Source organism: Nonomuraea sp. NPDC049758, assembly GCF_040674635.1.
Classification (GTDB): Bacteria; Actinomycetota; Actinomycetes; order Streptosporangiales; family Streptosporangiaceae; genus Nonomuraea.
This window is the reverse complement of record NZ_JBFAMZ010000008.1, coordinates 201,597-227,091: the sequence shown is the minus strand read 5'-3', so window position 1 is coordinate 227,091 and position 25,495 is coordinate 201,597. Positions and strand designations below refer to the sequence as shown.

Here is a 25,495-nt window from a genome sequence, read left to right as displayed (position 1 = left end):
GCCATGCGCGTGATGTTCACCGTCTTCCCCGCGACGGCGCACTTCCTGCCGATCGTGCCCTACGCCTGGGCGTTGCAGGCGGCCGGGCACCAGGTGGTGGTGGCGGCCCCGCCGGGCGTCGACACCGGGGTCTCGGTGCCCGACTTCCACCGGTCGGTGAACGCGGCCGGGCTGACCGCGGTCTCCTGCGGCGCGCCCGAGCCGCTGTCGGTGCACGACCGCGGCTACCCCGGGTTCGCCGGCCTGATCCCGACGATCGAGGAGTCGGAGCGCCTGGTCGCCGCGCTCGGCATCACCGAGGCGGAACGCCCGCCCTGGGACGTCTTCTACCACTTCGCCCTGCTGACCATGCGCAACTACCATCCGCCGGAGCCCCGCCAGGACGTGCAGGCCGTCGTCGAGTTCGCCCGCGAGTGGCGGCCCGACCTCGTCCTGTGGGACCCGTGGTTCCCGTGCGGCGCGGTGGCGGCCCGGGTCTGCGGCGCCGCCCACGCCCGTACGCTGCTGGCTCCCGACTACACCGCCTGGGCCGCGGACAAGTTCGCCGGCAGCGGCGAGCGGAACCCCATGACCGGGGTGATCGGCCCGCTGGCCGACAGGTACGGCGTGACCGTCGACGACAACCTGCTGCTCGGCGACTGGACGGTGGACCCGTTCCCGCCCGGGATGAGCCTGCCCACCCCCGGCGTGCGCCGCCTGCCCGTCCGGTACGTCCCCTACACCGGGGCGAGCGTCGTCCCGGAGTGGCTGCGCCGACCGCCGGAGCGGCCGCGGGTGGCGATCTCGCTGGGCGTGTCGATGCGCACGTTCTTCAAGGGCGACTGGGGCCGCACCGCCAAGCTGATGGAGGCCGTGGACGGCCTGGACGCCGAGGTCGTCGCCACCCTGGACGCCAACCAGCTGCTCGACCTGGACCGCCCGCTGCCCGCCAACGTGCGCGTGTTCGACTACGTGCCGCTCGACCAGCTCCTGCCGACCTGCTCGGCGATCATCCACCACGGCTCGATCGGCACCTTCGCGGCCGCCTCGGCCATGAACGTCCCGCAGGTCGTCTGCGACACCGACGAGCACAACCGGCTCGTCGGCACCCCCGTCGAGGGCGGCATCGACTGGCAGCTCCAGTGCCAGAAACAGCTCACCTCGACCCGAACCTCCCGGTACGTCACCACGCGCGGCGCCGGCGTGCGGATCAACCACCAGACGCAGTCCGCGGCCGAGATCCGCGACGAGCTGCTGCGCGTGCTGAAGGACCCCTCGTTCACCAAGGGCGCGGCCGCCATCCACGAGGACTGGCTGGCCACGCCGAGCCCGACCGACATCGTCGCGGAGCTGGAGCGGCTGACCGCCGCCGCCCGGTAGCCGTCGACCCCTCAGACAGGAGGCGGACAGTTGCGGATCCTGGTCACCGGCGGCGCCGGTTTCATCGGCTCGGAGTTCGTCAGAGCCACGTTGCGCGACTCGCCGGGCACGCGGGTCACCGTCCTGGACAAGCTCACCTATTCCGGCAACCTGGAGAACCTCGACCCGGTGGCCGGCCACCCGGGGCTGCGCTTCGTGCAGGGCGACACCGCCGACCCGCTCGTGGCCGACGAGGTGGTGGCCGGGCAGGACGCGATCGTGCACTTCGCCGCCGAGACGCACGTCGACCGGTCGATCGTCAGCGCGACCGGCTTCGTGCGCTCCAACGTGCTGGGCACCCAGACCCTGCTGGAGGCGGCCCTGCGGCACGGCGTCGGCCGCTTCGTGCACGTCTCCACCGACGAGGTGTACGGCTCCATCGCCGAGGGCTCGTGGACCGAGGAGACGCCGCTCGCGCCGAACGTGCCGTACGCGGCCTCCAAGGCCGGCTCGGACCTGCTCGCGCTGGCCTTCCACCGCACGCTCGGCCTGGACGTCGTGATCACCCGCTGCACCAACAACTACGGCCACTACCAGTTCCCCGAGAAGGTCATCCCGCTGTTCGTCACCAACCTGCTCGAAGGCCGCCGGGTGCCCCTGTACGGCGACGGCGGCAACCGGCGCGACTGGCTGCACGTCTCCGACCACTGCCGGGCCATCCGGATGGTCCTCGACCGAGGTCGGGCCGGCGAGGTCTACCACATCGGCGGCGGCAGCGAGCTGAGCAACCTGGAGCTGACCGCCCGCCTGCTGGAGGCGTGCGGCGCGGGCTGGGACATGGTCGAGCACGTCCCCGACCGGCCGGGGCACGACCTGCGCTACTCCCTCGACATCTCCAAGATCGAGCGGGAGCTGGGCTACGCGCCGTCGGTCGACTTCGAGACCGGGCTGGCCGCGACCGTCGCCTGGTACCGGGACAACCGGTCCTGGTGGGAACCGCTCAAGCACCGCGAGCTCGCCGTGGCCGCCCACTGAAGATCATGAGGAGAAGCCATGCAGGACATTGTCCGACGTCTTGACACGTGCCGGGTCTGCGGGCGCGACGACTGGCTGGAGGTCACCTCCTTCGGGTCCGTGCCGCTGGCCAACGGCTTCCTCGACCCCGCCGACCTCCCGGCCGAGGAGCCCGCCTACCCCGTGGACGTCATCGTGTGCCGCAACTGCCGGCTGATGGCCATCCGGCACGTGATCAGGCCCGACGTGCTGTTCCGGCACTATGTGTACGTCACCTCCGAGTCCGACCAGATGACCGGCCACATGCGGCGCATCGTCGGCTGGTGCACCCGCCGGGCCGGGCTCGCGCCGGGCGAGCTGGTCGTCGAGCTGGGCAGCAACGTCGGCCTGCAGCTCGCGCTCTTCCAGGAGCAGGGGCAGCGGGTCGTCGGCGTGGACCCGGCCGAGAACCTGGCCGAGATCGCCAACGCCCGCGGCGTGCGCACGCTGCCCGAGTTCTTCGGCGCCGACCAGGGCCGCCGCATCCACGCCGAGCAGGGCGAGGCCAAGCTGGTGCTCGGCCGCCAGTGCTTCGCCCACATCGACGACGTGCACAACGTGCTGGACGGCGCCACCGCCGTGCTGGCCCCCGACGGGCTGGTCGCGATCGAGGTCCCGTACCTGCTGGACCTGCTGGAGGAGAACCAGTTCGACACGATCTACCACGAGCACCTGTCGTACTACTCGGTCACCACGCTGAGCCATCTGTTCGCGCGGCACGGCCTGCGCATCGTGGACGTCGAGCGGGCGGCCGTGCACGGCGGCTCGATCGTCGTCTTCGCCGCCAGGGAGGGCTCGGCCCACCCTGCCCGCCCCTCCGTCAACCGGCTGCTGTCGCTGGAGCGGCAGAGCGGCCTCGACTCCGACGAGGCCTACCTGGCCTTCGCCGAGCGCGCCCACCAGGTGATCAAGCAGATCGGCGACCTCGTGCGCGACCTGGCCGGGCGCGGCCTGACCGTCGCCGGGTACGGCGCGCCGTCCAAGGGCACCACCCTGCTGCAGTTCTGCGAGCTCGGCCCGGCCGAGGTGCGCTTCTGCAGCGACACCACCAGCCTCAAGCACGGCCGGCTGCTGCCCGGCACGCGCATCCCGTGCCGCTCGCCCGAGCAGGCCCGCGACCAGCAGCCCGACTACTACCTGCTGCTCGCCTGGAACTACGCCGACGAGATCATCTCCAAGGAGCAGGACTTCCTGCGCCGCGGCGGCAAGTTCATCATCCCCATCCCGCAGCCGAGGGTCGTGACGGCCGAGCCCGTCCCGGCGGTGGCCTGAAGGAGATCTGCATGGAATACGGATCCGACCACGCCGAGTACTACGACCGCGTCTTCCGCAGCCGCGGCAAGAGCTTCGAGGGCGAGGCCCGGGAGCTCGACAGGATCATCAGGGAACGGTCGCCGCAGGCGGCCTCGCTGCTCGACGTCGCCTGCGGCACCGGCGCGCACCTGGAGACCTTCGCCAAGCTCTTCGACCACGTCGAGGGGGTCGAGCTGTCGCCCGACATGCGGGAGGTCGCCGGCCGGCGGCTGCCCGGCGTGCCGCTGCACGCCGGCGACATGCGCACCTTCGACCTCGGACGCACCTTCGACGCCGTGACCTGCATGGGCAACGCCGTCGGCGAGCTGGGCTCCTACGACGAGCTGGTGGAGGCCGTCGGCCGGATGGCGGCCCACCTGGCGCCCGGCGGCGTCCTCGTCGTCGAGCCCTGGTACTTCCCGGAGAACTTCCTCGACGGGCACGTCGGCGGCCACACGCTGGTGGAGGAGGGGCTCGTCATCTCCCGCATGACGCACTCGCGCAGGGAGGGCGGCAAGAGCCGGCTGGAGGTGCGGTTCAGGGTCGCCGACGCCTCGGGTTTCAAGGAGTTCGCCGAGGTCCTGTACTCCAGCCTGTTCACCTGCGACCAGTACCTGGAGGCGTTCGCCAAGGCGGGCTGCCGGGCCGAGTTCCGGCCCGCGTTCAAGCTGGCCGACGGCCGGCCCAACAGCCCCGGGCTGTTCGTCGGCGTGCGCGAGGAGGCCGGCGATGGCCTCCGGTGAGCCCCTCGTCGTCGGCCGGCCGAACGCGGGGGAGCGGGCGCGCCTGCTGGAACGGCTCGGCGGCGTGCTCGACCGGCTCTGGCTGACCAACAACGGCCCGCTGGTGCGCGAGTTCGAGGCGCGCCTGGCCGACCTGACCGGCGCCCGGCACGCCGTGGCGACCTGCAACGCCACCACCGGCATCCAGATCGCGGCCAGGGCCGCCGGGCTGCGGCCGGGCGACGAGGTGATCGTCCCCTCCTTCACGTGGGTGGCCACCGCCCACGCGCTGGAGTGGATCGGCATCGTCCCGGTCTTCTGCGACTCCGACGAGATCACCGGCAACGCCGACCCCGACCACGTCGAGCGCCTGATCGGCCCGCGCACCCGCGGCATTCTCGGGGTGCACGTCTTCGGCTACCCGTGCGACGTGGACGCGCTGGAGCGCCTGGCCCGCGCGCACGGGCTCGTCCTGCTGTTCGACGCGGCGCACGCGCTCGGCTGCACCTACCGGGGCAGGCCGATCGGGACGTCCGGGGATGCCGAGATCTTCAGCTTCCACGCCACCAAGTTCGTCAACAGCGTCGAGGGCGGCGCGATCGTCACCGACGACGACGACCTGGCCGCGCGGGTCAGGGAGCTGCGCAACCAGGGCATCGACGCGGCCGGGCAGATCTCCGGGGCCGGCACGGTGGCCCGGATGAGCGAGTTCCACGCGGCCATGGGGCTGACCTCGCTGGAGGCCATCGACACGATCGTCGAGGCCAACCGGCGCAACCAGCGGGTCTACGAGGAGCTGCTCGCCGGGCTGCCGGGCGTCGTGGTGCGCGGCCAGGCGCCCGGCGAACGGGCCAACTTCCAGTACCTGGTCATCGAGGTGGACGAGGCCGTCGCCGGCGTGTCGCGGGACGCGGTGCTGGCGGCGCTGCTCGTGGAGAACGTGCACGCGCGCCGCTACTTCTCCCCGATCTGCCACCAGGTCGAGCCGTACCGGTCGGACCCGGGCAGGCACTTCCCGCTGCCCCTGCCCCGCGCCGAGGGCCTGGCCGCCCGCGTCCTGTCCCTGCCGACCGGTCCCACGGTGGACGCCGGGCACATCGCCGGCATCTGCCGCGTCGTCCGGGAGACGGTCCGCGCGGCCGACCGCCGGCTGGTCGCCTGACCCCGTCACGAAGCGAGGCGCCTCCGGGTACGGAGGCGCCTCGTCGTGTGCCGACGTCGCGCTGGAGAGTGATATGCGTCACACTGCGTCCGGCCATGGGCCTTGATCAGCGCTGATGGCGCTGGAGCCGTCCCCGTGGAACGGGCAGCCGCGATTTCCCGATTGATCACCTTCCGCGAACGCATCGGTTCGGTCTAAACAGGCGTTGGTCATCATTTCGCCTCCAGGGCCCGTGCAGGCAAGGGGATAGCCGTGTACGTCACGGTCTCGGACGGCGCGTTCGCGTCCTGGCTCGAGCCGGTGGACTGAATGCGGCGCCGACATGTGATCCTCGGGCTGGTCGTGCTGGGGTTCGCCGTCATGGCGGCCGTCCTCCATGGGCGGTGGCAACTCGCCGACCGCCCGCCGCAGCGCTACGCCGAGTGCGAGTCGAACGTCGCGGGCGCGGACTGCGCCCGCGCGTCCGAGGTGTTCGAGGACTGCCCGACGACGGCCGTCAGGATGTGTCCGCGTGCAAGGCGGATCGTGATGAGCGCATGGACTGTCTGTACGCCCGCAACCTGAACAAGGAGCGCTGCCGGCTGCTGAACGACGCCATGCTGAGCACACCCCTGCCGAGCCGGCCCGCTGGGTGAGCGACCCCGCCGGGGCGGGCGGGGGCACCGTCCTGCGGTCAGGCCGTGCGGCTGGGTTCCGCCTCGGGGACGGGGGTCACCCGGCCGCGCACGGCCAGGCCGAACAGGGCGACCAGCAGGCCGCACGCGCCCGCCAGCGCGAAGGGGGCCGCGGGCCGCCACAGGTCGTAGAGCCAGCCCCCGACGCCGGAGATGACGAAGATGCCGATCGCGCCGCAGAGCGTCTGGACGCCGAAGCTGGAGCCCCGGTAGCGGGCCGGCACCTGCTGGGCCAGCAGCGGGCCCGCCGTGGTGATGACGCCGATCTCGCCCAGCCCGACGGCCGCCGCCACCAGCATCATCCCCGGCCCGAGCGGGTCGCTGACCAGCAGCGTCGACAGGTACGCGGCCCCGGCCAGCGCCTGGGCCAGGATCACCACGTCCTGCCGCCGCATCCGGTCGCCGAGCCAGCCGAACAGCGGCGCGCCCACCACGATCACCATGTACGCGATGCCCACGATCGCGCCGCTCTTGGCCAGGGCCTCGGTGGCGGACATGCCGCGCACGGCCTTGGCGTGGTCCACGATCCACAACGACAGGAAGCTCGCCACCAGCGCCAGGTCGGCCCTGGCCACGAAGGACGCCGCGTACGACAGCGCCACGCCGGGGTCGCGGGCCAGCCGCACGCCCTCGACGACCAGCCGGCCCAGCCCGGCCCGCTCACCGGCCTGCTGCCCGGCGGGCGGCTCGACGGACGCGGCCAGGCCGGGGGCCAGCGTTCCGCGCAGGGCCAGCGCGCCCAGCAGCACCAGCCCGGCGACCACCAGGAAGCCCACCTTGGCCGCCGTGGCCGGGGCCATGCCGCCGCCCTCCAGCATGTTCGGCAGGCGTACCAGCACCAGCACCGCGATCACCGCGCCGATGCCGCTGAACAGGCCGAGCCAGCCGTAGGCCTTGCCGCGCGCGCGGTCGCGCACGTAGTCGGCGGTGATCGCGGACATGGTGACGTTCAGGGCGGCGATCCCGAGGGCGAACACGACCCGCAGGGCGACCAGGACGGCGACGTTGCCCGCGAACGGGTAGAGCGCCGCGCCGAGGGCGCACAGCAGCAGCCCCGCCACGGCGACCGGCCGCCGGCCGATCCGGTCGGCGAGCGCGCCGTACCAGGCCAGGCTCAGGATGAGCGCCGCCTCCGCGGCGACCTGGAGGTAGCCGGTCGTGCGGCCCAGGTCGTCGCCGGACAGCCCCAGCGCGTCGGTGAGCAGGTACGGCTGGGCGGCCGGCAGGAACGTGATGACCGCCGTGCCGAGGAGCCCGAGCCCCATGCATGCCCAGAGGTTGGTCCTGCTGATCCCCGTCGCGGGGTCGAGACCTAACATGGCAGAGATCATCCCAACGTCAGCCCTAGATCGTCTAGGTTTGGCACATGATGAGTGACCGAGTCCCGCCGGGCGTCAGCGCCGCGGTGCCCAACGTGGCGCGGATGTACGACTACTACCTCGGCGGGAAGGACAACTTCGCGTCCGACCGGGCCGCCGCGGAGAAGGTGCTGTCGATCATCCCCGAGATCAGGGGCGACGCCCGCAACAGCCGGGCCTTCCTGCAGCGCGCCGTGCGCCACCTGCGGCAGTCGGGCGTCGACCAGTTCCTCGACATCGGGTCGGGGCTGCCGACCGCGGGCCACGTGCACGAGGTGATCGAGGGCGCGAAGATCGTCTACGTGGACAACGACTCGGTCGTGCTCACCCACTCCCGCGCCCTGCTCGGCCACTCGCCCGACGTCACCGTCCAGGAGGGCGACCTGCGGCGGCCGGAGGCCGTCATGGAGCGGGCGGCGGAGGTGCTGGACTTCTCCCGGCCGATCGCGCTGCTGGTGGTCTCGCTGCTGCACTTCGTCACCGACGCCGAGGACCCGGTGGGCGTCGTCCACCGTTACCGCGACCTGCTGCCCGCGGGCAGCCACATCGTGCTGACGCACGTCGCCCCCGACACCATGCCCAGCAAGGCCGACGACGTCAGCGCCGTCTACCGCAACGCGACCTCGCCGTTCACGGCCCGCAGGCGGTCGGTGTTCGCCTCCATGCTGGACGGCTTCGACCTCCTGGAGCCGGGCGTCGTCAACACCCGCGAGTGGCGTCCCGACCACGACACCGACCCGTCCCCGATCGACGGCGACTACCACCTGTGCGCGGTGGGCCGCAAGCGGTCCTGACCCGCGCGGCCGTGGCCCATCACCTCCGGGTGGTGGGCCACGCGCGTTTCTGCGGACTCCACCGTTTCGAACATGTGATCCAAAACGTGTGGGATTCCGTCGTCGGCCGTGCTTACGATCTTGGTGTTCGCCGGCCGGGCCGTCCGGCCGGCCCCACCGGACGGAGAGATGTCCTTGAGGCGTGCAATGATCGCGTCAGCCGCCGCGCTGAGCCTGCTGACCCCCGTCGTCGTGGCCGGGGCCGCGCGGGCGGCCACCGTCGCGACGGTCCCGCTGGCCACCGTCGTGGACAAGGCCAGGGAGGTGGCCGGGTTCTGGCTCGCCGACGACGCCGCCAACCTGCGGGCCGCCACGCCGTACGCCGTGCTGGCCGTGGCGATGGGGGGCGAACGCCTGTCCACCGGCGTCGTCCCGGACGGGCCCGCGGTCAGCACCCCGCCGATCGGGGCCGAGAACCCGCCGCCCGGCGACGAGGTCGTGACGTCCGGCAAGGTGTTCTTCGTCGGCGGCGACGGCCTGCCCCACTGGTGCACCGGCACCTCGGTGCAGTCGGCCTACCGCAACCTCGTGGCCACCGCGGGCCACTGCGTGTTCGACATCGAGGCCCCGATGGGCGCGCTCGGCAAGTGGGTCTTCGTCCCGGCCTACTCCGACGGCGCCACCCCCTACGGCCTGTACGTCGGCAAGCAGGGCATCACCCACTACGACTTCGAGGACCTGCACGACTTCGACCGCGACTACGCCTTCGCCACCGTCCACAGCGGCGTCGTCCTGTCCGCCCCCGACACGCTGACCACCGTCGGCCGCCTCGGCGACAACGTCGGCGGCCTCGGGATCGCGGCCAACCAGCCGCTCCCGCCCGCGGCCGACGTCTTCGGCCACCCCTCCGGGCCGCACCCCGACGGCTCCGTCCCATATGCGGGGCAGAGCCTCGAACGCTCGACCGGGCCGACGTTCGCGGTCAAGCCCTCCGGCCTGCGCGCGGACCGGCCCGTCGGCGTGGACTCGCCGTTCACGGCCTCGCTCGGGGCCGCGTGGGTGGCCGGGTACGACGCCGAGACCCGCGCCGGCCACCTGACCGGCCTGACGATCAGCGTCGCCGACACCGACGCCGACGGACGGTACGACACCGGCATCTCCCCGTACTTCGACACCGGCCTGTTCCAGGTCTACCGGGACGCGGCCAACCGCTGGACCGGCTCCATCACGTACGTCTCCGGCTGACCCGGCCCGCGCGGACCGGGTCAGGAGCTCGCGGCCCGGACCGCGGGACGAACCGGTGACGAACCCGCCGAGGTCGTTTCCCTATTGTGCATTGATTGCACTCTCGTGCATCGAATGCACATGGATATACTCAGGTCGCGAGTGGTCGTCAACACGGCCGCACACCGAACCTGACCGGCGGCCCAAGGAGTGACAGGCGGCATCATGACCAGTGACGATCCGGTCCGCGGCGGCGGACGTGAAGCGCAGCGGCGCCGTACCCGTAAGGCGATCATCGACGCGGCGATCCGGCTGAGCGCGGGGGGCGCGACCCCGTCCATCGACGAGGTCGCGGCCGCCGCCGACGTGTCCCGCCGCACGGTCTACACGTACTTCCCGACCCTGGACCACCTGCTGATCGACGCGACCGCGGGCGCGATCAACGATCCGCCGGTCGAGCAGGCGCTGGCCGACCCCGCGCTGGCCGGTGACCCCGCCGCCCGCGTCGACGCCCTCATCCGGACCCTGCTGGAGCACTCCCCGCAGTCGCTGCCCCTCGGGCGGCGGCTGATCCGCCTGACCGTCGACCCGCCGGTGGGCGGCTCCCGGGGAACGCCTGGCCCGCGCCGTACCCAGCGGCGGGTGGGCTGGCTGGAGCAGGCCTGCGCGCCGCTGCGCGACACTCTGAGCGAAGAGGCGTTCCAGCGGCTGATCTCGGCCCTGACCGTCGTGGTCGGCTGGGAGGCGCAGATCGCCCTGCGTGACGTCCGCGGCCTGGACGCCGAGGCCGAACAGGAGGCCGTCCGCTGGGCCGCGCGTGCCCTGGTGAACGCGGCCGTCAGCGAGAACGGCCACGGGCCCGGCGCCGGCGGGAGTGCCTGAGGCGCCGGGCCGGGGCGTCGTTCAGTCGATGACGGCGATGCCGGTGGCGGACCAGAGCGCCCTGGACGACGCCTCGGGGTCGGCCACGTCCCAGGAGCGCACGTCCAAGACGTGGGTGACGGCCTTCTCCGGTTCGTGGCCGGGCCAGCCGGGGTCGCCCGTGGCCGCGAACCGGGTCCAGGCGGTGCGGAACTGCCGCGAGAGCGCCTCGGCCTCCGGGACGCCGCCGGTCAGCATCGCGGCCAGCGGCGTGTCCAGGGTGCCGAAGGTCAGCGGCACGTCCAGGCCGTGGCAGGCGCCGAGCGGGGTGGGCGACCAGGCCAGCTCGTAGGCGAAGGTCCGCCCGCGGTGCGCGTCGGCCAGCAGCGCGCTCGGCATCCTGAACAGCCAGTCGGACATGAGCGTGCCGTACAACCGCCGCGCGGACGCCCCGGGGAGCGCGGTGCGGTAGGCCGCGTCCGCGCCGGGCGGGGCGAGCGCCGCGAGGGCCGCGTCGAGCCGGGCGGGCAGGTCGGCCTCCGGCCGCGGGTCCATCGAGAGGAAGAGGTCGAACTCGTCCCTGGTGAAGCCCACGATCAGGTCGACGTCCCGGGCGGCGCCCCCGGCCAGGGCCGGCCAGGGCGGCGAGGGCAGGATCTCGCCGTCCACGACCGGCATGAACGGGACCGACGCGAACGCCAGCCGTCCCCATCGTCCGGGGAAGGCCGTGAAGTCCTCGACGGCCACCGCGCTCCCCGCCGCGAGCAGCTCCTCCGGCGCGCTCTCGGACGGCGCCGCGCCGCCCAGCCGCTCGACGACGGCCGCGGTGACGCGGGCGGCCCGCTCGGGGGTGAGGAACAGGCCGGGCACGCTCTGCGCGATCGCGCGCCGGAACAGGCCGGCCGCCGAGGGCATCGTCAGCAGGCAGGCGACCGAGCCCGCGCCGGCCGACTCGCCGAAGATCGTGACGTTTCCCGGGTCGCCGCCGAACGCGGCGATGTTCTCCTGGACCCAGCGCAACGCCGCGACCTGGTCGAGCAGCCCCCGGTTCGGCGGCGCGCCGTCGATCTGGCCGAAGCCCTCCATGCCGATCCGGTAGTTGAACGAGACCACGACCACGCCCTCGCCCGCCAGCGTCCGCCCGTCGAACTCCGGCAGGTCGGACGAGCCGGTGACGTACGCGCCGCCGTAGATCCACACCATCACCGGCAGGCCCGACCCGCCGGGGTCGGGCGACCACACGTTGACGGTGAGGCAGTCGAGCCCGCCGGCGGAGCTCCACGCCGGCATCCCGGGCACCACCGCCTGCTGCGGCGGCCGGGGGCCGAAACCGGTGGCGTCGCGGGTGCCGTCCCAGGGGTCGGCGGGCGCCGGTGCGGCCATCCTGAGCGATCCGAAGGGGCTCTTCGCGAACGGGATGCCCCTGAAGACGGCGATGCCGTGCTCGTCGGTCCCGCGTACCTTGCCGCCGGTCGTCATCGTCACCACTGACCATCTCCTTCCCGCGGGCCTGTGCCCGTCGGCAGTGTCGATGTTGAACGATAGAGCCTGTGTCGGTCGGCATAGATCTGGGGCCTCCGGTCCTCCGCGCGTCGCCGCCGTGCGAGGATCATGGTCAAGGAGGCGACACGTGCTGAACAAGCGGGAGCGGACGCGCGGCGGCCGGGCGGCGTTACGTCCGAGGCTGGTGGCGGCCGGCTGGGACTATCTCGTGATCGCCGCCTGGCTGACGGTGCTGGCCGCGGTGTTCGTGCCGCTCAGCCGCGCGGGAGCGGGGTTCGGCGGGCTCGGCGCCCTGGGCACCGACCTGCTGATCACCGCGCTGAGCGTGCTGCCTCTCGCGGCGTACCTGGTCATGGGGGAGGCGGGGCGGCGGCAGGCCACGTGGGGCAAGCGCCGGGCGGGGCTCGTCGTGGCACTGCACGGCGGGGGCCGGCCCGGCGTGGCGCGGATCGTGGCGCGCGCCCTGGTGAAGCTGCTTCCGTGGCAGTGCGCTCACATGGCGGTCTCCCGGCTGGTCCGCGAGCCGGAGTCGGCCGTCGCCATGCCCCTTCTGGTCGCGGCGTACGCCCTGGCCGGGGCCTCGGTCGTGCTGGTGCTGACCCGCCGCGACCGGGCCGCCCTGCACGACCTCGTGACGGCCACGCGGGTGGTGCCGTCGCCCTGACGCCTCCTTGAGACGATCAGACCTCCGGCAGCGAGGGATCGGGCTGCCAGGGGCTCGGCGCCGTGATGGACCAGCGTTCGTGGTCGCGCCAGGCGCCGTCGATGTAGAGGTAGTCGGACGACAACCCCTCGTAACGGAAGCCCAGCCGCCGGGCCAGGGCCACGGACGCCTTGTTCCCCGGCTGGATGTTGGCCTCCAGGCGGTGCAGCCGCAGGTCGCCGAACGCGTGCCGCAGGGCGAGGGCGAGCCCGTCGGTCATGTAGCCGCGCCCGGCGGACGGGGCGAAGGCCGCGTAGCCGAGGGACGCCCCCTGGTAGCGGCCCCGGATGATCGAGTTGATGTTGACCGTGCCCGCCGCGGCGCCGGTCTCCCGGACGCGGATCAGGAAGCCCAGATTGAGGCCGTCGTCGAAGCGGCGCATCCAGGTCCGGAACTCCTCGGCGGTCGAGGGCAGTTGCATCCACGGCCGGTGCAGTTCGGCGCTGGCCCGGACCAGCGAGCAGAACTCGTCCTGGTCGGAGAGGGTGAGCGGGTGCAGCTCCACCCGTGACGGCGTTTCGGACATAGGGCAACTTTAGGGCGTGTCGCGAGAGTCGTCGTCTCCGTCAGCTCGCCGTGGTGGTCCAGGCGCGGTGGGCCGTCTCGCGGATCTCCTCGTCGGCCGTCTGCTCCACCCGGGCCATCGCCGCGCGCAGGATGGGCGGCGTCATCAGCGAGGTGACGATCGCGACCAGCACCACCAGCGTGTACGCCTCGACGCTGAGGATGCCCAGCCGCAGGCCGACCATGGCCACCACGACCTCGATCACGCCGCGCGCGTTGAGCCCGGCGCCCAGGGCCAGCGCCTCCCAGCGGTTGAGCCGGCTCAGCCGGGCGCCGGCGTACGCGCCGACGAACTTGCCGACGATCGCGACGGCCAGCACCGCGAGCCCGGCCAGCAGCACCGGCGGGCGGGTCAGCGCGGTCAGGTCCATCCGCAGCCCGGCGGTGGCGAAGAAGACGGGGGCGAAGCCGTACAGCGTCACCGTGCGCAGCGGCGCCAGCCGGGCCGGGTCCACCCGTCCCGCGCCGCCGATGAGCATGCCCATCACGAACGCGCCGAAGACCGACTCCAGGCCGAGCGCGTGCGTCCCGGCCGAGGCCAGGACGAGCAGCACGATCGCCATGCCGACCGTCGGGCCCGCCTCGGGCGACCGGGCCGCCAGCCGCATCGCGCCGCGCACCAGCGGACGCCCGACGGTCAGGGCCACCACGACGATGGCCACCAGGTAGGCCAGCGAGGTGAGGACGGTGCCGGTGCTGACCGCGTTGACGGCCATGGCGCTGACGATCGAGAGCATGAACCAGCCGAACGCGTCGTCGATCATCCCGGCGGTGAGCGTGAGCTGGCCGATGTTGCGGTGCAGCAGCCGCATGTCCATCAGCGTCTTGGCCAGCACGGGGATCGCGCTCACGCACATCGCCACGCCCATGAACAGCGCGAACACCGTCGCGTCGGTGCCGTCGGGGACGATCATCCGGGGCAGCAGGAACCCGGTGGCGATGCCGAGCCCGAGCGGGATGATCAGGCCGCCCACGCTGATCCCGGCCGCGGTGGCCGCCCGCCGGCGCACCAGGTTCAGGTCCATGTGGATGCCGGTCAGCCCGACCAGCAGCAGCACGCCGACCTGCCCGACGGCGTCCAGCAGGTGGAACTGGCCGGGGTCGGCGGGGAAGAGCCAGCGCTGGAGGTCCGGCGCGACGTGCGCCAGGATCGACGGCCCGAGCACGACGCCGGCGAACAGCTCGCCCACCACGGCGGGCAGCCGGAACCGGGCCGCCAGCGCCCCGAGCCCCAGGGCCAGGCCGAGCAGCACTCCGATCTGCAACAGGAACACGAGCATGCCGTGCGCGCCGATGGGGGCGATGGGCGTCTGCATGAATACCCCTGGAGGTCGATCCTGGTTTCCGAACCCGGATATTCAGCAAAGAACGCCCGGCGCGGACGCCGCAACGGACCCGTTCACATGCGGCAATCTCCGAGAAAGCAGCCCATGAAGATCCGCAATCACGGAGAAACCGGCGGAGCTCAGCCGGTGGCGCGCGGGCCGAGCAGCACCGGCAGGGCGCGCACCCCGTTGTCCAGCAGCGAGGTGAGCCGGGGCAGGTCGTCCAGCGGCCCGGCGGCCCGCATGCCGGGGAACGTCGCGAACAGGGCCGGCAGCGCCACCTCGGCCTGCAGCCGGGCCAGCGGCGCGCCCAGGCAGAAGTGCGGCCCGTGCCCGAACGCCAGATGCGGTACGGCCGGCCTGGTCACGTCGAAGTCGGCGGCGTTCTCGCCGAACCGCTCGGGGTCGCGCCCGGCGGCGGAGAAGCAGGCCAGCACCGCCTCGCCCGCCCGCAGCCGGACGCCCTCGATCTCCACGTCCTCCATGGCGTAGCGCATCGGGAAGTAGGCGTTGGGCGACTCCCAGCGCAGCGCCTCCTCCACCGCCGCGCTCCACGGGACGGCCCCCGAGCGCAGCAGTTCGAGCTGCTCGGGCCGGCCCAGCAGGGCGCGCACGGCGTGCGCGATGAGGTTGATCGTCGTGACGTGCCCGGCGATCAGCAGCACCTGCACGGTGTCCCGCAGCTCGGCGTCGTCCAGCCGGCCCTGGGCGTGCAGCGCGATCAGCTCGCTCGTCAGGTCCTCGCCGGGCGTGCCGCGCCGCACCTCGATGATCTCGCCGACCAGCTCGAACAGCGCCCTGCGACCCTGCGGGCTGTCCGGCGGGCTCTGGTCGAGCTGCACCACCTCGTCGGTGAGCGCGCGCAGGCGCTCGCGGTGGGACTCGGGCACGCCCAGCATCTCGACGATGACGCGCAACGGCAGCGGGTAGGCGTACTCGGCGCGCAGGTCCACCGGCTCGCCCGGCGGCCTGGCCGCCAGGTCCTCCAGCAGGTCGCCGACGATGGAGGTGATCCACGGCTCCATCCGCTGCACCTGGCGCGCGCTGAACAGCTTGACCAGCGGGCCGCGCAGCCGCCGGTGCTCCTCGCCGTCGGCGTTGAGCATGGACGCGTCGGTGACGAGCCGCATCAGCGACGTGCCCTGAGGGGCCGCGGCGCGGGCCTTCGGGTCCCAGTACCGGATGTCGCGCGTCATAGCCGGGTGCGACAGCACCGCCTCCAGCGTCGCGTGGCTGGTGGCGGCCCAGGCCAGCACCCCCTCCACCCGTACCGGGACGAGCGGCCCGGCCCGGCGCAGCCGCTCGTCGCTGTCGTGCAGGTCGAGGGTGGCCGGGTCGAGGACGAACTCGGGTTCCATGGTCATCCTGTCTGTCTGGTGCGGACGGGCGGTCATCGGCTCGACGTCGCCCCGCTGTAGCGGCGGGGGAGGACCATGACCGGGTTGTCGTCGAGGATCACGTCCGGCGGCCCGAAGCGTTCGGCCACCCGGCGGATCTCGGGGTCGTCGAGCAGCAGCAGCCGGCCGTCGAGGACGAGCGGCTCGTCGTCGGCGTACAGGGTGGGCCGGTCGACCTGGCAGTCGCAGTGGGCGAAGCCGGGCGCGGTGGTGACGGCCACGCCGTCGGTGAGCGCGTCCAGCCCGCAGTAGAACGCGCCGGCGTGCTTCTCCCGCTCGAACTGGCTGCCGCCGGCCACCCGCACCTTCGGGTTCAGCCCGATCAGGGCGTGCCGCAGGTAGAAGCCGCCGGGGGAGAAGCGGCGCAGCCGGTCGGCGGCCGTCCCGCCCTCGATCTTCTGCACGACATTGCCGGCCAGGTGGACGCTCAGCGGCTCCTCGGGCACGCCGGTCACCGTGCAGTCCTCGACGACGAGCACGCCCTCGGTGTCGGCGGGCCAGAAGTTGACGCCGCCGTACGGGAAGGGCCGCCACTGGCCGGGGCCCGGCGGCTCGGCGTCCGGCATGAGGGTCAGCCCGGACAGCGTCAGGTCCGTGCCGGCCGTCGAGGTGACCCGGATCCTGGTGGTCGCGGCCAGCTTCTCCAGGGTGCGGTGCGCCAGGGCGTAGAAGACCTCGTTGGGCAGGCGGGCGCCGGTGAGCAGCGCGCCCGCCGTGGCGCTCATGTGCAGGGACGCGAACCGCACCGGCAGGGCCGCGATCTCGTCGAAGAACAGCGGCGCGGTGTGCACCTCGCCCCACCAGGTGCAGGCGATGACGACGTCGGACGCCCCGACGGCGGCCCGCTCGACGTGGTGCCCGGCCCCGCTGTCCCAGCCGCCCGGGCTGAACGGCGCCACCGACAGGATGTGCACGTCGGCGTCACGGTAGGCCGCCGCGGCCGCGATGGCCTGGACGACCACCGGGTCGACGGTGTGCTCGGCCAGCACCAGCACCCGCTCGCCCGGCGCCACCCGCAGGTAGTGCACCAGGTTGCGGGCGCCGGGCATGAGCTCGACGATCGAGTACGGCGCGGCCGTCGGCTCGGCCGCGTAGCCGACGGGCGCCGTGGCGTACGGATTCGTGGTCATCGTTGTCTCCCCCGGTGCCGGTCGTACCCGCTGCCGCGCCAACCCGCGGCAACGCCACGCCTCGATCACGGAAAGGATGCGGCGTCGGCGCGGGCGGCACGAGTCCGGGTGCGGTGTCAGCGCGAGCGTCGCCGCGACCCGGCCGACAGCTCGATCGGGTCGAAGCCGAACGCGTCCGCCGGGTCGTGGCCCAGGTACAGGTCACGGACCAGCTCCCCGGCCGCCGGGGCGTTGCACAGCCCGTGGCCGGAGAACCCGGTGGCGTACAGGAACGCCGGCGATCCGGGCAGCCGGCCGATGAAGGCCGACCGGTCGGGGCTGGCGTCCCTGGGGCCGCGCACCGCCGTCTCCAGCCCGGACAGGTCCAGGTCCGGGTACGTGGTGGCGAGCTGCGCCCTGGCCTTGACGAACCAGGCGTCCCGGTCGGTGCCGGGGTTGCCCATGCCGATCAGGATGCGGTCGCCGCGCCGGCGGATCAGCAGCCCGCTGGCGGCGTGCAGGGTGACCGGCATGTCCGGCACCTCGGGCAGCGGGCCGGTGGTGAGCAGTTCCTGCACCGCCGGCCCGGTCAGCGGCAGGTCCACGCCCGCCGCCGAGGCGATCCAGCCCGACCAGGCCCCGGCCGCGCACACGATCGCCTGCGCGGTGAGCGTGCCGTCCGCGGTCTCGACCCGCCCGGTGGCCGGATCGACGGCGGTGACCGGGCAGCCGGTGCGCAGCGAGGCCCCCGCCCGCGCCGCGCCCTCCGCGTACGCCTCCACGATGGCGGCCGTGTCGCTCACGAACGCCTGCGGCGACCACGCGGCCGCCAGCAGCGACGGCTCCTCGACCAGCGGGTTGAGCCGCCGGGCCTCCTCCGCGCCGATCAGCGACACGTCCACGCCCGCGGCCCGCTGCGCCGGCAGCTCGGCCTCGAACCTGTTCACCTGCTCCCGTTCGGTGAACAGCACGAGGTAGCCCACCTGCCGCATCGGCAGCTCGGCGCCGGGCCAGCGCGGGAACGACCGGTACGCCGACAGGCTGCGCACCGCCATGGCGGAGCTGACCGGGTCGCCGGAGAAGTAGGCGCGCAGCACGTCCGCGGTGGCCCGCGAGGCGCCGGAGGCCAGGTCGTCGCGTTCCAGGACGACGGTCTCGACCCCCGCCTCGGCCAGGTGGGCCGCGATCGACAGGCCGATCACGCCGCCGCCGATGACCACCACCTCGGCCCGGTCGGCCTGGCTCATGCCGGGGCCACCGTCCCGCTCTGGAAGGGAGCCAGCATCGAGCGGGAGATCGGGGCCACCGAGCCGTCCGCGCGCAGGTGCTCGTCGACCTGCCACGGGAAGAGCTGGAGGTTCCAGGCGCCCAGGCAGTTGACGTACAGGGCCATGTGGCTCATGAGCGCGACGAAGTCCTCGCGGTCCTGGAGCTGGTCGGCGACCTCCAGCGCGCGCTCGGTGAACTGGTGCAACTTGTTCAGCCCGCAGTAGCCGAGGAACTCGGCCGGGGTGGCGGCCATGATGCGCGCCATCTGCTGCAGGAACTCCAGCGGGAGCTGCTGCTGCTGGGCGGCCCTGACCAGGCCGGAGTAGCAGCAGTAGCCCAGCGGGCGGGTCTCGCCGTTGACGAACAGCATCGTGGTCAGCGTGGTGCCGAAGCTGCCCGCGCCCGAGGCGATCCGGCCCTCGTGCAGGTCGACCAGCTCCTGGGGCGGGTCGAGCCAGATGCGCTCGATCTCGTCGTGCAGCTCGGCGAGGAGCTGCTCGGCCTCGGTGTGCCGGGCCGTCGGACGGCGCAGCTGGTGGCCGCCGCCGTCGCCGGCCCTGCGCACCTCGACGATCACGGGCTCGCCGCCGGAGTACACCGACTGCCACACCGCCTTCCCGGCCTCGGCGAGCGCGTCGAGGTCCTCCTCGCGGACGGTGCCGATGGGCGTGGCGGGCATGGGCTCGCTCAGCGGGCCGTACTTGATGCCGAGGTGCTGGAGACGGGAGCAGAACACCGATCCGTCGGGCGCGATCCGCCGGTCGATCTTGTGGACGCCCGGGACGTGCAGCAACTCGGGCATCGGGGCCAGATGGTAGAGGTGGTGGCCCGCCACGAGGGCGTGGCCTTGCAGGCTGCGGTAGGGCAGGGTCCGCCACAACGCGTCGGCGAGGTCGCGGTTGCGTCCGTCAAGGTCTGCTGTGACCGATACGCCGATGGTGGGCCAGAGAATTTCTATCTGCCGCTCAGTGGCCGATTTGTTCATAACGCGGACAGTAACACAGCCGTTACGCCCTGTAATGGAGGGGGTCGGACGGCGGCCGGAAGGGGAATTGTCCGAAAAGAGGGCACCCTGGGCGGTTGTCGCGCACGCCGGCGGAGGAAGTTTGGCGCCCCAGTCGTTGCCGACTGGGGCGATGCCCACATTAGGACGTTTTGTCTGTTTTGTATAGGTTCTTTTACGCGACGTGCGGGCCGCGCCTGCACGCGACCCGCACGGAGATCGGCTCACCCGCTGTCAGCGGCCGATCAGAAGACGTTCACCCCGTAGGCGCTCAGCGCCTCGGTGACCGGCTGGAAGAACGTCGTCCCGCCGCTGGAGCAGTTGCCGCTGCCGCCGGAGGTCAGGCCGAGCGCGACGCCGCCGGAGAACAGCGCGCCGCCGCTGTCGCCGCCCTCGGCGCAGACGTTGGTCTTGATCATCTGGCGTACGGTGCCCTCGGCGTAGTTCACGGTGGCGTTGAGCGCCGTCACCGAGCCGCTGTGCACGTGTGTCGTGCTGCCGCTGCGCTGCACGGACTGGCCGACGTAGGCGTTGCCCGCGCTGGTGATGTCACGCGAGCCGCTGTAGAGGTCCACGCCGCCCGGGTGGGCGATGCTGGTGTTGGTGTACTTGACGATGGCGTAGTCGTTGCCCGGGAAGCTGGATCCCGTCGTGTTGCCCAGGGTCGTGGTCTTCGCGGAGTTGGCGTACCACGTGGAGGCGATGTTGCCGCAGTGGCCGGCGGTCAGGAAGTAGTAGGTCGAACCGCTGACCACGTTGAAGCCCAGCGAGCAGCGGTACTGGCCGCCGTAGATCGCGTCGCCGCCCTGGATGAAGAGGCTGAACCTGCCGGGCTCGTTCTCGACGCGCACCGCGGGCGTGGCCGCCTCGGCGCTCTGGCCCTGGGCGGCCGCCGCCTGCGTGTTGGCCTGCTGGACCGCGATCTGGACCTTGGTGCGCGCGCTGCTCGCGACGGTGCTGTCCACCCAGACGACGACCTGGTTGGAGGCCGGGTCGACGGCCCACGCGGTGCCGGGAACGGCGGCCGTGCGGTCGAGGAAGGACATGATGGCCTCAAGTGCGGGGCCGCTGCGGGACACGACACGCGGCACGGCGCCCGAGGCGGTGATGGCCTCGGCGTCGGCCGCATCGGTGGTGGTGACCACCATCTTGCCCTGTGCCTGGTCGAAGTAGGAGCCGGCGGTGCGGGCGCCGAGCTGCCCCTCCAGCCTGGCCGCGGCGGCGGCCGGGTCGGCGGCGGGCTGGGCCGGCGCGGGCGATGCCTGGGCGGGTATGCCCGTGACCGCGCCGGTGAGGAGTCCGGCGGTGGCGACGATCAGTGCGGCGCGCCGGATCCGTAAGCCATGGATGCTCACTGGAGCCTCCTGAGGGTGGGGTGACTTGCCCGCAAATATGAACAAAATCCCCAACGAGGGCAAGGGGCTGTCATACTGATTTTTTGACCGGGAGTAATAGATCAAGGAAGGGGCGTGGCCACTTCAGGCGCGCTGCTGACCTGGCGTTATGTTCCGGTAAATGAGATCGCATCGGCCCGAGCAGGACTCATGAAAAGTTCGACCCGGCATTTTCGGCGATGTCAAGAAAGTTGTTTGTGCCGTGCAGGAACGTCGCGGCGAAGACGTCCCGCCCCAGCACGGCGACGGCGGACGCGGTGATCCGGTCCACGTCGCCGCGTTCGGCGGCCGGCAGCGGGGCGCCCACGCTGCCGCGCAACCCGTCGGCGGCGCCGAGCAGCAGCGCGGCCCATTCCGCCGCTCCGGCCAGATCCTCCAGGGAGAGCGCCAGGGTCCGGGGCTCACCGGTCGAGCGGGCGATCTCCAGGCCGCGCCGGTGGCTCGCGGCGGCCGACTCGTGATCGCCGCGCAGCTCGGCCACGAACCCCAGCTCGGCGTGGACCAGGTGCGCGCCCGCGGGTGAGAAGGGATGGACGTCGCGCAGGCGGGCCAGGACTCGGCGGCGTCGAGATGCGGCCTCCAGCGCCAGGCGCGTCTTGCTGACCCCACCGGGACCGGTCAGCGTCACCAGCCGGACGTCCCCGAGCAGCCGGCCGACCTCGGCGACCGCCGCGTCGCGCCCGACGAGGTCGCCGAGCGGCGCGGGCAGGTTCGTCCGGGCCTCCCGGCCTGGCTCCGCGACCGCGCGGCCGAGCTCCCCGGCGGCGGGGGCCGGGACGCCCGCGGCGGCGGGCAGGAGGGCGGGATCCTGGCGGAGGATGGCCTCGAACAGGGCGGTCAGGGCGGGGGACGGGTCGACGCCCAGCTCGTCGGCGAGCCGGTCCCGCAGGCCAAGCCGGACCAGCCGCTCTACCGGCGACTGCGCGCCGCCCGGCCGGGCGCCCTGATCGCCAACCCGGCCCAGCCCTGGCCTGGCCCGCTGCCCGCCGACGGCGGCCGGCGCGAGGCGGAACGGCTGCTCGACGCCGGCGCCGACCTGGTGTCGCTCGGACGGGCCTTCCTGGCCAACCCCGACCTGCCCGAGAGGCGCGGCCGCGCCTCCCAGCCGCGGCCACGCCGCCCTTTCGCGTCTCCGACCTGCGGTGACATCCCCGATCTCGCTCCTCACGCGGCTTTCCCGACGGCCCTCGCCGGGTCCGGACGGCGGTCTTGACAGACGGTCTCTTTGCCTTCAAATTAGGCAAGGCTTACCTAACTAAAGCATTCGGGGAGGACGTGCCGCAATGGACGGGATCGACGGCGGGATCGCCTTGGTGACCGGCGCGGCCCGCGGCATCGGGGCGGCCGTCTGCGCCGCCCTGGCCGGGGCCGGGGCCGTGGTCGCCGCGGCCGACCTGCGACCGGTGACCGGCGGCGACGGGCGGCCGTACCGCGTGGACGTGCGCGACCCACACGACGTCGAGCGCGTCGTCGCGGCGGTCGAGCGGGACCTCGGCCCGATCGCGATCCTCGTCAGCACCGCCGGCGTGCTGCTGCCCGGCGAGGTGGGCGGCACCGGCGACGACCACTGGAGGCAGAGCTTCGCCGTCAACGCCGACGGCGTCTTCCACGTCTCCCGCGCCGTCGCCCGACGCATGACGCCGCGGCGGCGGGGCGTGATCGTCACCGTCGGCTCCAACGCGGCCGGCGTGCCGCGCGTCGGCATGGCCGCCTACGCCGCCTCCAAGGCGGCGGCCCGGATGTTCACCCGCTGCCTCGGCCTGGAGGTCGCCAGGCACGGCATCAGGTGCAACATCGTCTCACCCGGCTCGACCGACACCGCCATGCTGCGCGCCCTGTGGGACGGCGCCGACCCCGACGAGGCGCTGTCGGCCACCCTGCACGGCGACCCGGCCGCCTTCCGCGTCGGCATCCCGCTCGGCCGGGTGGCCGACCCGGCCGACGTGGCCGACGCGGTGCTGTTCCTGTGCTCGGAACGCGCCAGGCACATCACCATGCACGACCTCCTCGTGGACGGCGGCGCCACCCTCCGCGCCTGACCCGTCCCGGCCCTCCTGCGCCGCCCCGACCCCGCCCCCGAGCCCGCGGCCTTCCAGCCCGGACCGCCCGGCAGCGGGCCGAACCAGATGGACCGACCGAGATTGGACCGATCGAGATTGGACCTCCCTTGCATCTGCTGACAACCGCGGCGGATCCGCTCGCGGGCTACGACCGCGCGGAGTCGGTGCTGTTCGCCTCCGCCCGCGGCACGCTGCTCACCCGCGGGGTGCGCGGCGTCGCCGCCGGCGACCTGGCCACGCTGGCCGGCAGGCTGGACGGCCCGGCAGCCGGGGCCATCGGCTTCGACGGCACGGCCCACCTGATCCTGCCCGAGTCCGAGACCTGGTCGCCGCCGCTGCCGCCGGGCGCCGCCCCGCTGGTCAGCGGCGGCTGGTGGAGCAGGCGGGTGCCCGAGCCTGCCGCGTACGCCGCCGCGGTGCGCAGGGCGCTGGCCGAGCTGAAGCGCGGCGGCCTGGCCAAGGTGGTGCTCGCCAGGACCGTGGAGCTGCGCTCGGACGAGCCGATCGACCTGCCGGGGCTGCTGCGCCCGCTGCTCGGGCACGGCTACTCCTTCGCCGCGCCGCTGCCCGGCGGCCGCACGCTCACCGGCGCCAGCCCCGAGCTGCTGGTCTCCCGCCACGGACGCGCGGTGGTCAGCAACCCGCTGGCCGGCTCGGCGGCCCGCTGCGCCGACCCCGCCGAGGACCGGCGCAGGGCCGCCGCGCTGGCCGCCTCCGCCAAGGACCTGCGCGAGCACCGGCTGGTCGTGGAGGCCGTCGCCGACGCGCTCGCGCCGTACTGCGCGGGCCTGCAGGTGCCCGTCACACCCGAGCTGACCTCCACCGAGACCATGTGGCACCTGTCCACCCGCGTCACCGGCACGCTGCGCGACCCCGAGACCCGCGTGCTCGCGCTGGCCGCCGCCCTGCACCCGACGCCCGCCGTCTGCGGCACGCCCGAGGCCGGGGCGCGGCGGATGATCGAGGAGCTGGAGCCGTTCGACCGCGGCTTCTACGCCGGGCTGGCCGGCTGGACCGACGCCGCCGGCGACGGGGAGTGGGCCGTGGCGATCCGCTGCGCCGAGATGGCCGAGCACACCCTGCGCCTGTACGCCGGCGCCGGCATCGTCACCGGCTCCGACCCCGAGGCCGAGCTGGCCGAGACCGCCGCCAAGTTCCGCACCATGCTGCGCGCCCTGGGGGTCTCCGATGCACTGGCCTGAGGAGGAGGCCGCGCGGTACCGGGCGGCCGGCTACTGGCGCGGCGAGACGTTCGGCGGCCTGCTGCGCGACCTGGCCGCCGCGTACGGCCCCCGCCCCGCCCTGATCTCGCCCACCGCCCGCTGGACCTTCCGCGACCTGGACGAGCGCGCCGACCGCCTGGCCGCCGGGCTGCGCGCGAGCGGCATCCGCCGCGGCGACCGCGTCGTGGTCCAGCTCCCCAACGTGCCCGAGTTCCACCAGGTGTGCTTCGCGCTGTTCCGGATCGGCGCCTGGCCGGTGTTCGCGCTGCCCGCCCACCGCTCGGCCGAGATCTCCCACTTCTGCTCCTTCACCGAGGCCGCCGCCTACATCTGCCCCGACGACGAGCACCGGGCCTACGCCCCCGGCACGCCCGCGCACGTCCTCGGCGAGCTCCCCGAGACCGACCCGGACGGGGAGGACCCCAGCGGCCCGCACCGCCCCGCGCCCGGCGACGTCGCCTTCCTGCAGCTGTCCGGCGGCAGCACCGGCCTGCCCAAGCTCATCCCGCGCACCCACGACGACTACATCTACAGCTTCCGCGCCAGCGCCGAGATCTGCGCGCTGCGGCCGGACAGCGTCTACCTGTGCGCGCTGCCCGCCGCGCACAACTTCCCGATGAGCTCGCCCGGCGTGTTCGGGGCGCTGAGCGCCGGGGCCGCGTCCGTGCTGGCCCCCGACCCCAGCCCCGGCACCTGCTTCCCGCTCGTCGAGCGCGAGCGCGTCACGATCGCGGCCCTCGTCCCGCCGCTCGCCCTGGTCTGGCTGGACGCCGCCGCCACCACCGGCCACGACCTGTCCAGCCTGGAGGTGCTCCAGGTCGGCGGCGCCAAGTTCGGCCGGGAGGCGGCCAAGCGGGTGCGGCCCGAGCTCGGCTGCACCCTCCAGCAGGTGTTCGGCATGGCCGAGGGCCTGGTCAACTACACCCGCCTGGACGACGACGAGGAGACCATCGTCGCCACCCAGGGACGTCCCATCTCGCCCGACGACGAGATCCGCGTCCTGGACGACGACGGCCGCGACAGCGACCGCGGCCACCTGCTGACCCGCGGCCCGTACACCATTCGCGGCTACTGGCGGGCCGAGGAGCACAACAGGACCGCCTTCACCGACGACGGCTTCTACCGCACCGGCGACATCGTCCTGCGCACCCCCACCGGCAACCTGGTCGTCGAGGGACGCGCCAAGGACCAGATCAACCGGGGCGGCGAGAAGATCGCGGGCGAGGAGGTCGAGAACCACCTGCTGGCCCACCCGGCGGTCCACGACGCCAGCGTGGTCGCCGTGCCCGACCCCTACCTGGGGGAGCGGGCCTGCGCCTACGTCATCTGCCGCGGCGACCCGCCCAGCGGGGCCGAGCTGCGCGCGTTCCTGCGCCGGCGCGGCATCGCCATCTTCAAGATCCCTGACCGGTTCGAGTTCGTCGACGCCTTCCCGCAGACCGCGGTCGGCAAGGTCAGCAAGCGCCATCTCCGCGAAAGGACATGAC

Annotated in this window: 23 protein-coding genes; 13 read left to right on the top strand and 10 right to left on the bottom strand. The window is 73.2% G+C overall.

Features of this window, described 5'->3' with window-relative positions; translation table 11 throughout:
• Positions 1-3 precede the first annotated feature (3 nt).
• The 6 genes from AB0J46_RS22920 to AB0J46_RS22895 all read left to right on the top strand — a co-directional run bounded on the left by AB0J46_RS22920 (position 4) and on the right by AB0J46_RS22895 (position 6,132).
• Entirely contained in the window at positions 4-1,359 is a 1,356-nt protein-coding gene (locus tag AB0J46_RS22920) for a nucleotide disphospho-sugar-binding domain-containing protein (protein ID WP_352359918.1), read from the top strand.
• Positions 1,360-1,389: 30 nt separating this feature from the next.
• Positions 1,390-2,373, top strand: a complete 984-nt coding sequence (gene rfbB / locus AB0J46_RS22915; RefSeq protein WP_352327799.1) for a dTDP-glucose 4,6-dehydratase — start codon at positions 1,390-1,392, stop codon at positions 2,371-2,373.
• 18 nt (positions 2,374-2,391) lie between these two features.
• Entirely contained in the window at positions 2,392-3,663 is a 1,272-nt protein-coding gene (locus AB0J46_RS22910; protein WP_358295601.1) for a class I SAM-dependent methyltransferase, read from the top strand.
• An 11-nt stretch (positions 3,664-3,674) separates the two neighbouring features.
• Positions 3,675-4,427, top strand: a complete 753-nt coding sequence (locus tag AB0J46_RS22905) for a class I SAM-dependent methyltransferase (protein WP_364335132.1) — start codon at positions 3,675-3,677, stop codon at positions 4,425-4,427.
• Positions 4,414-5,568 carry an aminotransferase class I/II-fold pyridoxal phosphate-dependent enzyme gene (locus AB0J46_RS22900; protein WP_358295605.1) on the top strand — a complete coding sequence of 385 codons (1,155 nt, stop codon included), beginning with the start codon at positions 4,414-4,416 and terminating at the stop codon, positions 5,566-5,568. The genes AB0J46_RS22905 and AB0J46_RS22900 overlap by 14 nt, the downstream gene beginning before the upstream one ends.
• Positions 5,569-5,877: 309 nt before the next feature.
• Complete coding sequence (locus AB0J46_RS22895; protein ID WP_364335130.1) at positions 5,878-6,132, top strand: hypothetical protein; 255 nt, start codon at positions 5,878-5,880, stop codon at positions 6,130-6,132.
• A gap of 109 nt (positions 6,133-6,241) precedes the next feature.
• On the opposite strand, the gene AB0J46_RS22890 is transcribed toward AB0J46_RS22895, so the two are convergent.
• Positions 6,242-7,561, bottom strand: a complete 1,320-nt coding sequence (locus AB0J46_RS22890) for an MFS transporter (protein WP_364335128.1) — start codon at positions 7,559-7,561, stop codon at positions 6,242-6,244.
• 47 nt (positions 7,562-7,608) lie between these two features.
• On the opposite strand from AB0J46_RS22890, the gene AB0J46_RS22885 reads away from it, so the two are divergent.
• The 3 genes from AB0J46_RS22885 to AB0J46_RS22875 all read left to right on the top strand — a co-directional run bounded on the left by AB0J46_RS22885 (position 7,609) and on the right by AB0J46_RS22875 (position 10,479).
• The gene (locus tag AB0J46_RS22885) at positions 7,609-8,394 is read left to right on the top strand and encodes an SAM-dependent methyltransferase (protein ID WP_364335126.1); all 786 of its coding nucleotides are present in this window, start codon (positions 7,609-7,611) and stop codon (positions 8,392-8,394) included.
• A gap of 186 nt (positions 8,395-8,580) precedes the next feature.
• Positions 8,581-9,618, top strand: a complete 1,038-nt coding sequence (locus tag AB0J46_RS22880; RefSeq protein ID WP_364335124.1) for a hypothetical protein — start codon at positions 8,581-8,583, stop codon at positions 9,616-9,618.
• Positions 9,619-9,822: 204 nt separating this feature from the next.
• A complete protein-coding gene (locus AB0J46_RS22875) occupies positions 9,823-10,479 on the top strand; it encodes a TetR/AcrR family transcriptional regulator (RefSeq protein WP_364335122.1) in 657 nt (218 codons plus the stop codon).
• 21 nt (positions 10,480-10,500) lie between these two features.
• Here the strand turns inward: AB0J46_RS22875 and AB0J46_RS22870 are convergent, their stop codons facing one another.
• Positions 10,501-11,937 (bottom strand): carboxylesterase family protein, encoded by a 1,437-nt coding sequence (locus AB0J46_RS22870; RefSeq protein ID WP_364335459.1) that lies wholly within the window; start codon positions 11,935-11,937, stop codon positions 10,501-10,503.
• A 151-nt stretch (positions 11,938-12,088) separates the two neighbouring features.
• Here AB0J46_RS22870 and AB0J46_RS22865 point away from each other — a divergent pair, with 151 nt between their 5' ends.
• On the top strand, positions 12,089-12,625 hold the full coding sequence (locus AB0J46_RS22865; RefSeq protein WP_364335120.1) for an RDD family protein: 537 nt from the start codon (positions 12,089-12,091) through the stop codon (positions 12,623-12,625).
• Between the two features lie 16 nt (positions 12,626-12,641).
• On the opposite strand, the gene AB0J46_RS22860 is transcribed toward AB0J46_RS22865, so the two are convergent.
• The 8 genes from AB0J46_RS22860 to AB0J46_RS22825 all read right to left on the bottom strand — a co-directional run bounded on the left by AB0J46_RS22860 (position 12,642) and on the right by AB0J46_RS22825 (position 21,893).
• The gene (locus AB0J46_RS22860; RefSeq protein ID WP_364335118.1) at positions 12,642-13,190 is read right to left on the bottom strand and encodes a GNAT family N-acetyltransferase; all 549 of its coding nucleotides are present in this window, start codon (positions 13,188-13,190) and stop codon (positions 12,642-12,644) included.
• Positions 13,191-13,230: 40 nt separating this feature from the next.
• Positions 13,231-14,544, bottom strand: a complete 1,314-nt coding sequence (locus AB0J46_RS22855; RefSeq protein ID WP_364335116.1) for a cation:proton antiporter — start codon at positions 14,542-14,544, stop codon at positions 13,231-13,233.
• A gap of 149 nt (positions 14,545-14,693) precedes the next feature.
• Positions 14,694-15,917 carry a cytochrome P450 gene (locus tag AB0J46_RS22850; RefSeq protein WP_364335112.1) on the bottom strand — a complete coding sequence of 408 codons (1,224 nt, stop codon included), beginning with the start codon at positions 15,915-15,917 and terminating at the stop codon, positions 14,694-14,696.
• Between the two features lie 26 nt (positions 15,918-15,943).
• Positions 15,944-17,080 (bottom strand): hypothetical protein, encoded by a 1,137-nt coding sequence (locus AB0J46_RS22845; RefSeq protein ID WP_358295627.1) that lies wholly within the window; start codon positions 17,078-17,080, stop codon positions 15,944-15,946.
• Positions 17,081-17,196: 116 nt separating this feature from the next.
• The gene (locus tag AB0J46_RS22840) at positions 17,197-18,306 is read right to left on the bottom strand and encodes an FAD-dependent oxidoreductase (RefSeq protein ID WP_364335110.1); all 1,110 of its coding nucleotides are present in this window, start codon (positions 18,304-18,306) and stop codon (positions 17,197-17,199) included.
• Positions 18,303-19,313, bottom strand: coding sequence for a hypothetical protein (locus tag AB0J46_RS22835; protein WP_364335108.1), 1,011 nt, complete (start codon positions 19,311-19,313; stop codon positions 18,303-18,305). The genes AB0J46_RS22840 and AB0J46_RS22835 overlap by 4 nt, the downstream gene beginning before the upstream one ends.
• Positions 19,314-19,576: 263 nt before the next feature.
• The gene (locus AB0J46_RS22830; RefSeq protein WP_364335106.1) at positions 19,577-20,686 is read right to left on the bottom strand and encodes a S1 family peptidase; all 1,110 of its coding nucleotides are present in this window, start codon (positions 20,684-20,686) and stop codon (positions 19,577-19,579) included.
• Between the two features lie 187 nt (positions 20,687-20,873).
• Positions 20,874-21,893, bottom strand: a complete 1,020-nt coding sequence (locus tag AB0J46_RS22825) for a hypothetical protein (RefSeq protein ID WP_364335104.1) — start codon at positions 21,891-21,893, stop codon at positions 20,874-20,876.
• Positions 21,894-22,008: 115 nt separating this feature from the next.
• Between AB0J46_RS22825 and AB0J46_RS22820 the strand changes: the two genes are divergently transcribed.
• The 3 genes from AB0J46_RS22820 (at position 22,009) to AB0J46_RS22810 (ending at position 25,494) form a co-directional block, all read left to right on the top strand.
• Positions 22,009-22,764 (top strand): 2,3-dihydro-2,3-dihydroxybenzoate dehydrogenase, encoded by a 756-nt coding sequence (locus AB0J46_RS22820; RefSeq protein WP_364335102.1) that lies wholly within the window; start codon positions 22,009-22,011, stop codon positions 22,762-22,764.
• Between the two features lie 128 nt (positions 22,765-22,892).
• Positions 22,893-23,987: an isochorismate synthase gene (locus AB0J46_RS22815; RefSeq protein WP_364335100.1), complete on the top strand. Its 1,095-nt coding sequence runs from the start codon at positions 22,893-22,895 to the stop codon at positions 23,985-23,987.
• The gene (locus AB0J46_RS22810) at positions 23,974-25,494 is read left to right on the top strand and encodes an AMP-binding protein (RefSeq protein WP_364335098.1); all 1,521 of its coding nucleotides are present in this window, start codon (positions 23,974-23,976) and stop codon (positions 25,492-25,494) included. Before AB0J46_RS22815 ends, AB0J46_RS22810 begins: the two co-directional genes overlap by 14 nt.
• Position 25,495: the final 1 nt, after the last annotated feature.

Bases quoted from the DNA above. Each gene is read 5' to 3' on its own strand.
- AB0J46_RS22920 (WP_352359918.1), top strand. From the start codon at position 4: ATGCGCGTGATGTTCACCGTCTTCCCCGCGACGGCGCACTTCCTGCCG.
- AB0J46_RS22910 (WP_358295601.1), top strand. From the start codon at position 2,392: ATGCAGGACATTGTCCGACGTCTTGACACGTGCCGGGTCTGCGGGCGC.
- AB0J46_RS22905 (WP_364335132.1), top strand. From the start codon at position 3,675: ATGGAATACGGATCCGACCACGCCGAGTACTACGACCGCGTCTTCCGC.
- AB0J46_RS22900 (WP_358295605.1), top strand. From the start codon at position 4,414: ATGGCCTCCGGTGAGCCCCTCGTCGTCGGCCGGCCGAACGCGGGGGAG.
- AB0J46_RS22895 (WP_364335130.1), top strand. From the start codon at position 5,878: ATGCGGCGCCGACATGTGATCCTCGGGCTGGTCGTGCTGGGGTTCGCC.
- AB0J46_RS22890 (WP_364335128.1), bottom strand. From the start codon at position 7,561: ATGTTAGGTCTCGACCCCGCGACGGGGATCAGCAGGACCAACCTCTGG.
- AB0J46_RS22885 (WP_364335126.1), top strand. From the start codon at position 7,609: ATGATGAGTGACCGAGTCCCGCCGGGCGTCAGCGCCGCGGTGCCCAAC.
- AB0J46_RS22880 (WP_364335124.1), top strand. From the start codon at position 8,581: ATGATCGCGTCAGCCGCCGCGCTGAGCCTGCTGACCCCCGTCGTCGTG.
- AB0J46_RS22875 (WP_364335122.1), top strand. From the start codon at position 9,823: ATGACCAGTGACGATCCGGTCCGCGGCGGCGGACGTGAAGCGCAGCGG.
- AB0J46_RS22870 (WP_364335459.1), bottom strand. From the start codon at position 11,937: ATGACGACCGGCGGCAAGGTACGCGGGACCGACGAGCACGGCATCGCC.
- AB0J46_RS22860 (WP_364335118.1), bottom strand. From the start codon at position 13,190: ATGTCCGAAACGCCGTCACGGGTGGAGCTGCACCCGCTCACCCTCTCC.
- AB0J46_RS22855 (WP_364335116.1), bottom strand. From the start codon at position 14,544: ATGCAGACGCCCATCGCCCCCATCGGCGCGCACGGCATGCTCGTGTTC.
- AB0J46_RS22850 (WP_364335112.1), bottom strand. From the start codon at position 15,917: ATGACCATGGAACCCGAGTTCGTCCTCGACCCGGCCACCCTCGACCTG.
- AB0J46_RS22845 (WP_358295627.1), bottom strand. From the start codon at position 17,080: ATGACCACGAATCCGTACGCCACGGCGCCCGTCGGCTACGCGGCCGAG.
- AB0J46_RS22840 (WP_364335110.1), bottom strand. From the start codon at position 18,306: ATGAGCCAGGCCGACCGGGCCGAGGTGGTGGTCATCGGCGGCGGCGTG.
- AB0J46_RS22835 (WP_364335108.1), bottom strand. From the start codon at position 19,313: ATGAACAAATCGGCCACTGAGCGGCAGATAGAAATTCTCTGGCCCACC.
- AB0J46_RS22820 (WP_364335102.1), top strand. From the start codon at position 22,009: ATGGACGGGATCGACGGCGGGATCGCCTTGGTGACCGGCGCGGCCCGC.
- AB0J46_RS22810 (WP_364335098.1), top strand. From the start codon at position 23,974: ATGCACTGGCCTGAGGAGGAGGCCGCGCGGTACCGGGCGGCCGGCTAC.